This is a genomic window from Burkholderia sp. B10, from assembly GCF_004368385.1.
Lineage (GTDB): Bacteria > Pseudomonadota > Gammaproteobacteria > Burkholderiales > Burkholderiaceae > Burkholderia > Burkholderia vietnamiensis.
In genome coordinates this window covers 26,679-33,895 of sequence record NZ_PQMX01000066.1, presented here as the reverse complement: position 1 = coordinate 33,895, position 7,217 = coordinate 26,679, and the positions used below count along the sequence as shown (strand labels likewise).

The 7,217-nt window shown below is 68.5% G+C and carries 8 protein-coding genes; 5 read left to right on the top strand and 3 right to left on the bottom strand.

What is annotated here, in order from left to right:
- Nucleotides 1-271 precede the first annotated feature (271 nt).
- Nucleotides 272-1,921 carry a DNA repair protein RecN gene (gene recN, locus C3Y15_RS25295; protein WP_014722483.1) on the bottom strand — a complete coding sequence of 550 codons (1,650 nt, stop codon included), beginning with the start codon at nucleotides 1,919-1,921 and terminating at the stop codon, nucleotides 272-274.
- A 19-nt stretch (nucleotides 1,922-1,940) separates the two neighbouring features.
- The gene (locus C3Y15_RS25290; RefSeq protein ID WP_011883345.1) at nucleotides 1,941-2,843 is read right to left on the bottom strand and encodes an NAD kinase; all 903 of its coding nucleotides are present in this window, start codon (nucleotides 2,841-2,843) and stop codon (nucleotides 1,941-1,943) included.
- A gap of 130 nt (nucleotides 2,844-2,973) precedes the next feature.
- On the opposite strand from C3Y15_RS25290, the gene hrcA reads away from it, so the two are divergent.
- From hrcA to C3Y15_RS25275, 3 genes are all read left to right on the top strand, one after another.
- On the top strand, nucleotides 2,974-3,996 hold the full coding sequence (gene hrcA / locus C3Y15_RS25285) for a heat-inducible transcriptional repressor HrcA (protein WP_011883347.1): 1,023 nt from the start codon (nucleotides 2,974-2,976) through the stop codon (nucleotides 3,994-3,996).
- Nucleotides 3,997-4,144: 148 nt separating this feature from the next.
- Nucleotides 4,145-5,209: a ferrochelatase gene (gene hemH, locus C3Y15_RS25280; protein WP_011883349.1), complete on the top strand. Its 1,065-nt coding sequence runs from the start codon at nucleotides 4,145-4,147 to the stop codon at nucleotides 5,207-5,209.
- Between the two features lie 5 nt (nucleotides 5,210-5,214).
- A complete protein-coding gene (locus C3Y15_RS25275; RefSeq protein ID WP_034194465.1) occupies nucleotides 5,215-5,622 on the top strand; it encodes an RNA-binding S4 domain-containing protein in 408 nt (135 codons plus the stop codon).
- On the opposite strand, the gene C3Y15_RS31850 is transcribed toward C3Y15_RS25275, so the two are convergent.
- Entirely contained in the window at nucleotides 5,594-5,755 is a 162-nt protein-coding gene (locus C3Y15_RS31850) for a hypothetical protein (protein WP_011883353.1), read from the bottom strand. The two genes, C3Y15_RS25275 and C3Y15_RS31850, sit on opposite strands and share 29 nt — an antisense overlap.
- 327 nt (nucleotides 5,756-6,082) lie before the next feature.
- Between C3Y15_RS31850 and grpE the strand changes: the two genes are divergently transcribed.
- On the top strand, nucleotides 6,083-6,628 hold the full coding sequence (grpE, locus tag C3Y15_RS25265; protein WP_011883354.1) for a nucleotide exchange factor GrpE: 546 nt from the start codon (nucleotides 6,083-6,085) through the stop codon (nucleotides 6,626-6,628).
- A gap of 10 nt (nucleotides 6,629-6,638) precedes the next feature.
- Nucleotides 6,639-7,070, top strand: coding sequence for a thioredoxin family protein (locus C3Y15_RS25260; RefSeq protein WP_011883355.1), 432 nt, complete (start codon nucleotides 6,639-6,641; stop codon nucleotides 7,068-7,070).
- Nucleotides 7,071-7,217: the final 147 nt, after the last annotated feature.

The following is a 7,217-nucleotide window of genomic DNA, read 5'->3' as shown; positions in this document are numbered from 1 at the left end:
GTGGTGTGGACCGGCGCGGCTCGGTGTGGTGTAGGCCGGCGCGACTCGGTGTGGCTCGGCACGGCGCGGCTCGGTGTGGCTCGGCACGGCGCGGCTCGGCACGGCTTCGGCACGGCACGGCACGGCACGACACGACTCGGTGCGGCCCAGCACGGCTCGCAGTGGCCCAGCACGGCTCCGTGTGATCCGGCGCGGGCCGATATAGCCCGGCATGCCCCGATCCGGCCCGGGGTGGTCCGCCTCCATCCGACCCGGCCGTCGGCCGGGCCGCTCAGGCCGCGAGCATTTCCTTCGCGTGCTTGCGCGTGGTCGCGGTGATCTCCAGCCCGCCGAGCATCCGCGCGACTTCCTCCACACGGCTCGCCTTGTCGAGCGCGATGACCGACGATACGGTGCCGCCGCGCTCGTCCGCGCCCTTCGCGACCTGGAAGTGATGGTCGCCGCGCGCGGCGACCTGCGGCAGGTGCGTCACGCACAGCACCTGGCGGTTGCGCCCCAGCTGGTGCAGCAGGCGCCCGACCACCTCGGCGACGCCGCCGCCGATCCCGGTGTCGACCTCGTCGAAGATCAGCGTGGGCGTGGGGCTGGCCGCGCTGGCGATCACCGCGAGCGCGAGGCTGATCCGCGCGAGTTCACCGCCCGACGCGACTTTCGCGAGCGGCCGCAGCGGCACGCCGGGATGGCCGGCGACGCGGAATTCGACCTGTTCGAGCCCGTGCGGGCCGCCGTCGGCCAGCGGCACGAGCGCGACTTCGAAGCTGCCGCCGGCCATCGACAATTCCTGCATGCCGGCCGTGACCGCGGCGCCGAGCGCCTTCGCCGCCTGCGCGCGCGCCTTCGACAGCCGTTTCGCGTCGGCGAGATAGGCATCCCACGCCTTTGACTGCGCGGCTTCGAGCGCGCCGAGGTCGGCGGCCGCATCGAGCGCCGCGAGCTGCGCGCGGCGCGCCGCATGCTCCTCGTGCAGCGTGTCGGGCGGCAGTCGGAACTTCCGGGCGGTCGAGTGCAGCGCGTCGAGGCGCGCTTCGACCTGCGCGAGCCGGGCCGGATCGAGATCGAGGCGCTGCGCGTAGTGCGACAGCGAATAGACGGCTTCCTGCAGCTGGATCTCGGCCGGTTCGAGCGACGCGAGCGCGTCGGCGAGCCCGCTGTCGTAGTCGGCCAGGCCGCGCAGCTTCGACACGATCGCGCCGAGTTGCGGCAGCATCGCGCCGTCGGCCTCCGACAGCGCGTTGAGCGCGCCCTGCACGCCGGCGATCAGGTTCGCCGAATGCGACAGGCGCTTGTGCTCGTGGCCCACTTCATCCCATTCGCCCGGTTGCGGCGCGAGCTTGTCGAGCTCGGCGAGCTGCCATGCGAGCTTTTCGCGTTCGAGCTGAAGCTCGCGCTCGTGCGCCTTTGCCGCGTCGATCGCCTGTGTCGCGTCGCGCCACACGCGCCATGCGCGCGCGACGTTGGCGGCATCGGCGGCCAAGCCCGCGTGCGTGTCGAACAGCTCGCGTTGCGCGTCGGGCCGCATCAGCAACTGGTGCGCATGCTGGCCGTGGATGTCGACCAGCATTTCGCCGAGCTCGCGCAGTTGGGCAAGCGTGGCGCTGGTGCCGTTGATGAACGCGCGCGAGCGGCCGTTCGCGTCGATCACGCGACGCAGCATCACGGTGTCCTCGGCATCGAACGCGTGCTCGTCGAGCCAGCGCGCGACGCGGTCGTGCGGCGTGAACTCGGCGGTGATGTCGGCGCGGCCGCAGCCGGCGCGCACGACGCTCGCGTCGGCGCGCTCGCCGAGGGCGAGCGCCAGCGCGTCGATCAGGATCGACTTGCCGGCGCCGGTTTCGCCGGAAAAGACGGTGAAGCCGCCGTCGAATTCGAGGTCGAGCGCGGCGACGATGACGAAGTCGCGTATCGAGAGGTGGCGCAGCATGGTGTCGGGCTCGCTTGCGTCAGGACGCCTTGTCGTCTTCGTTCGATGCGTGTTCGTTCCAGTGCAGCTTCTTGCGCAGCGTCGCGTAATAGCTGTAGCCGATCGGGTGCAGGAACGGCACCGTGTGCTTCGAGCGGCGCACTTCGATCGTGTCGTTCAGCTCGAGCGCCGTGAAGGACTGCATGTCGAAGTTCACGTTGACGTCGCGACCGGCGACGATCTGGATGGCGATCTTCGAATCGTCCGGCAGCACGATCGGCCGGTTCGACAGCGCGTGCGGCGCAATCGGCACGAGCACGACGCCCTGCAGCTGCGGATGCAGGATCGGGCCGGCCGACGACAGCGCGTACGCGGTCGAGCCGGTGGGCGTCGCGACGATCAGGCCGTCCGAACGCTGGTTGTACATATAGCGGCCGTCGACCGACGCGCGCAGCTCGACCATCCCGGAAAAACCGCTGCGGTTCACGACGACGTCGTTGAAGGCGAGCGCGTGGTAGATCGGTTCGCCGTTGCGCACGATCCGCGCCTCGAGCAGCGAGCGCTCCTCGCGCTCGAACTTGCCCGACAGGATCACCGGCACGAGTGCCTGCATGTCGGCTGCGGCGATGTCGGTGATGAAGCCGAGCCGCCCGTGGTTGATGCCGATCAACGGCGTCTTGTACGGCGCGAGCTGGCGGCCGATGCCGAGCATCGTGCCGTCGCCGCCGAGCACCACCGCGACGTCCGCGCGCGCGCCGATTTCCGCCGGCGTGAGCGCCGGATAGCCCGAGATGCCGATCTCGCGCGCGGTATCGGCCTCGAACACGACGTCGAAGCCGAGTTTCGCGATGCAGCCAGCGAGCGTGGCGAGCGGCTCGGCGATGCCGGGCGTGTTGCTCCGGCCGACGAGCGCAACAGTATTGAACTGATTACCGGTTTTCATGCCGGCATTACACCATAGCTCGTTGACGAAAAGAACCGGCTCCGCGCGCACGGGGCCGGATCGGCCGGCCGGCGCGATGAACGCTGCGGCCACTCGCCGCGCCCGCCCGGTTGCGCTAAAATTTTCCACCATGCTAGATCCTCGCGCACGAACCCTCCTCAAAACCCTGATCGAACGGTATATCGCCGACGGTCAGCCGGTCGGCTCGCGCACGTTGTCCCGTTACTCCGGGCTCGAGCTGAGCCCGGCGACGATCCGCAACGTGATGTCCGACCTGGAGGAGCTCGGCCTCGTGTCCAGCCCGCATACCTCCGCCGGGCGCGTCCCGACGCCGCGCGGCTACCGGCTGTTCGTCGACACGATGTTGACGGTCGAGGCGCCGATCGACGCCGAGGCCGTCGCGCGGCAGGTGCAGAACACGCTGCAGGCCGGCGAGCCGCAGCAGCGCGTGGTGGCGGCGGCGGCGAGCGTGCTGTCGAACCTGTCGCAGTTCGCCGGCGTCGTGCTGACGCCGCGGCGCAGCCACGTGTTCAAGCAGATCGAATTCATGCGGCTGTCGGACAAGCGGATCCTGCTGATCATCGTCACGCCCGAAGGCGACGTGCAGAACCGGATGCTCGCAACGCCGCGCGACTACACGCCGTCGCAGCTGACCGAGGCGTCGAACTACATCAACGCGCACTTCGCCGGCCTGTCGTTCGACGAGGTGCGCCGCCGCCTGCGCGACGAGATCGACCAGCTGCGCGGCGACATGACCACGCTGATGCACGCGGCCGTGACGGCCAGCACCGAGGTGCCCGACACCGAGGACACCGTGCTGATTTCCGGCGAGCGCAACCTGCTCGAGGTGGCTGACCTGTCGTCCGACATGGCGCGGCTGCGCAAGCTGTTCGACGTGTTCGACCAAAAGACGGGCCTCCTGCAACTGCTCGACGTGTCGAGCCACGCCCAGGGCGTGCAGATATTCATCGGCGGCGAATCGACGCTCGTGCCGATCGAGGAAATGAGCGTCGTCACCGCGCCGTACGAGGTGAACGGCAAGATCGTCGGCACGCTCGGCGTGATCGGCCCGACCCGCATGGCGTACAACCGCGTGATCCCGATCGTCGACATCACGGCGCGGCTGCTGTCGCTCGCGCTGAGCCAGCAATAAGCCGGCCGCTTGCGCACCGTCATCGTCCCGCCATCGTGCCGCGGCGCCGTGTGCGCCGCCAGTCGGCCGAACGGCCAGCCGCCCCGATCGAGGCGGGCCGCTATAATTGAGAGCCGTTCGACTGCGTGCCGCGAGCACGATCCTGCCCATGCGCTTTGACCTTGAGCCGCCTTCGAGCGTCGCGGCTGCCCATCGCATCGGTGTGCTGCTGATCAATCTCGGCACGCCCGACGCCCCGACCCCGCGCGCGGTGCGCCGCTATCTCGCCGAATTCCTGTCCGATCCGCGCGTCGTCGAAATTCCGCAGGCCATCTGGCAGGTGCTGCTGCGCACGGTGATCCTGCCGTTGCGCGGCCGCGCGTCGGCGAAGAAATACGCGGCGGTCTGGATGCCTGAAGGCTCGCCGTTGCGGGTGTACACCGAACGCCAGACCGAAGGCGTGCGGCATTTGCTCGCAGCGAACGATTATCAGGTGCAGGTCGATTACGCGATGCGCTACGGCAGCCCGAACATCGCGCAGGCGCTCGCGCAGTTCAAGCGCGCGGGCGTCGAACGCGTGCTGTTGATGCCGATGTATCCGCAATACTCGGCGTCCACCACCGCAACCGCGTTCGATGCCGCGTTCGCCGCGCTCACGCGGATGCGCAACCAGCCGGAAGTGCGCACGGTGCGGCACTATGCCGACCATCCGGCCTATATCCATGCGCTCGCCGAGCAGGTGCGTCACTACTGGGCGCAGCACGGCCGGCCCGACTTCGCGGCCGGCGACAAGCTCGTACTGAGCTTCCACGGCGTGCCGAAGCGCACGCTCGACCTGGGCGACCCCTATCACGACCAGTGCCAGCAGACGGGCGCGCTGCTGATGGCCGCGCTCGGGCTGTCCACGCTCGAATGCCGCGTGACGTTCCAGTCGCGCTTCGGCAAGGCCGAGTGGCTGCAGCCGTACACGGCGCCGACGCTGCGCGAGCTCGGCGAGGCCGGCGTGCGGCGCGCCGACGTGTTCTGTCCGGGCTTCACGGCCGATTGCCTGGAGACGATCGAGGAAATCGGCATGGAAGTGCGCGACGAGTTTCTCGCGGGCGGCGGCCAGGCGTTCCACCGGATACCGTGCCTGAACGGGGCGTCCGCGTGGATCGGCGCGCTCGGCGAGATCGTCGCCGAGAATCTGCAGGGCTGGCCGGCCAAGGCGGCGCAGCCCGAAACGGTGAGTTGAACGCGATGAACTACAGGATTTCGACCGAACCGGGCGCGAAACTGCGCATCGACAAGTGGCTGTGGGCGGCGCGGTTCTTCAAGACGCGTTCGCTTGCATCGGACGCGGTCGACAAGGGCCACGTGAAGATAGGCGGCGCGGCCGTCAAGCCGTCGAAGGACGTGCGCGTCGGCGACGAGGTCGAGATTGCGATCGACGGAGTGGTCTGGCACATTGCCGTGCTGGGCATCTGCGACGTGCGCGGCCCGGCGAGCGTCGCGCAGACGCTCTACGCGGAAACCGAGGCCGGCCGCACCGCGCGGCTCGCCGAACTCGAACGGCGCCGTACCTACCGGGAGCCGGCGGCCGAGCTGCACGGCCGGCCGACCAAGCGCGACCGTCGCATCATCGACAGATTTTCGGGTGAACGCTGAACATCTGGTCGAACGTCGCGCGGGCGCTGCCGTATTCGGTGGTGCGGTCGGTGACGGCGCCGGACAGGCAGATGGTGGTGGTGCCGGCAATGAGTACCAGCGCGACCACCGATATCGCAAAGGTCAGTTTCACGGTACTCGCCTCATGGTGGATGTCGGGCGGCGGCAAGCTAGGGTTAACGCGCTTTCCGACGCTTGAATGGAGTGTAGTGCAGGCCCCGATGCCGAGCTAGTACTTGCCTGGTAAGCGGTGTTACCGGTCGTTTCGTCCAATCTGGCGGCAAATGCGTGCAATCGCGCGCCGCGCGCGCGGTTGTTTCGCGGTCTTCACGAATCGGCGCGGATAACCCTCTTGAAATCGCAGTTTCCGGCCTTATTTGCAGCAGCAATGTGCGGCGCCGCGGGCATACGGCCCGGCGGTTGCCGGTTTGGCTTCAACCTCTAATCGACTTTCAGCGACATGGAAAACACGCAAGAGAACCCGGCTACCCAATCGGCCGAAGACATCGGCAGCGCGAAGCAAGCGGCACAAGGCGCCGCTCCCGCCGCCGAAGCCGCCGACGCGGCGCTCGCGGAGGCTCAAGCCAAGGTCGCCGAGCTGCAGGAGAGCTACCTGCGGGCGAAGGCCGAGACCGAAAACGTCCGTCGCCGCGCGCAGGACGACGTGTCGAAGGCGCACAAGTTCGCGATCGAGAGCTTCGCCGAGCACCTGCTGCCGGTGCTCGACAGCCTCGAGGCGGCTGCCGTCGATACCTCCGGCGACATCGCGAAGGTGCGCGAAGGCGTCGAGCTGACGCTGCGCCAGTTGACGAGCGCGCTCGAGAAGGGCCGCGTCGTCGCGATCAACCCGGTCGGCGAGAAGTTCGACCCGCACCAGCACCAGGCGATTTCGATGGTCCCGGCCGAGCAGGAGCCGAACACCGTCGTGGCCGTGCTGCAAAAAGGCTACATGATCGCCGACCGCGTGCTGCGCCCGGCGCTCGTCACCGTCGCGCAGCCGAAGTAAGGCGGCCGCGATGCTTCCCGCCGGCGTCGATCCGGCCGCGTTCGATGCGTTCGACATGCAGGCGCTGGCGGCCGACACGTTCGACGCCGAACTCGCCGGCGCCGGCGACGCGCTGGCCGTCGTGTTCTTCTGGGGCGTCGACTGCTTCAACTGCGAGATCGCGAAGAAGGCGATGCTCGCGCAACCCGACGCGATCCGCGCGCTGGGCCTGAAGTGGTTCCATTGCAACGTCTACGAACATCATGAGCTGGGGCGCCGCTTCGGCCTGCACGGCGTGCCGACGTGGTTCTTCTTCCACGGCGGCAAGCGGCTCGGCCGCGCGACCGGCTGGCATGGGCTCGCGCAGTTCGAGGCGGCGGTGGCCGCGGCGCGCGCGAAGATCGCCGCGGCGTCCGGCGACGGCCGCGGCACCCCGCACGATCCGGCTACCGGCGGCGATTGAAAAAATTTAATATCCGCATCGCTTGGCGGGTCTTGAAAACGGATCGGCCGGACGCATTTCGGGAACAGAGTTGAATTCTGGCGTGCGAAACCGCCCAAAAACGCGGGGTTTCGCGCAGCAAACAGGCATTTCTGGAGATTAGGAAAA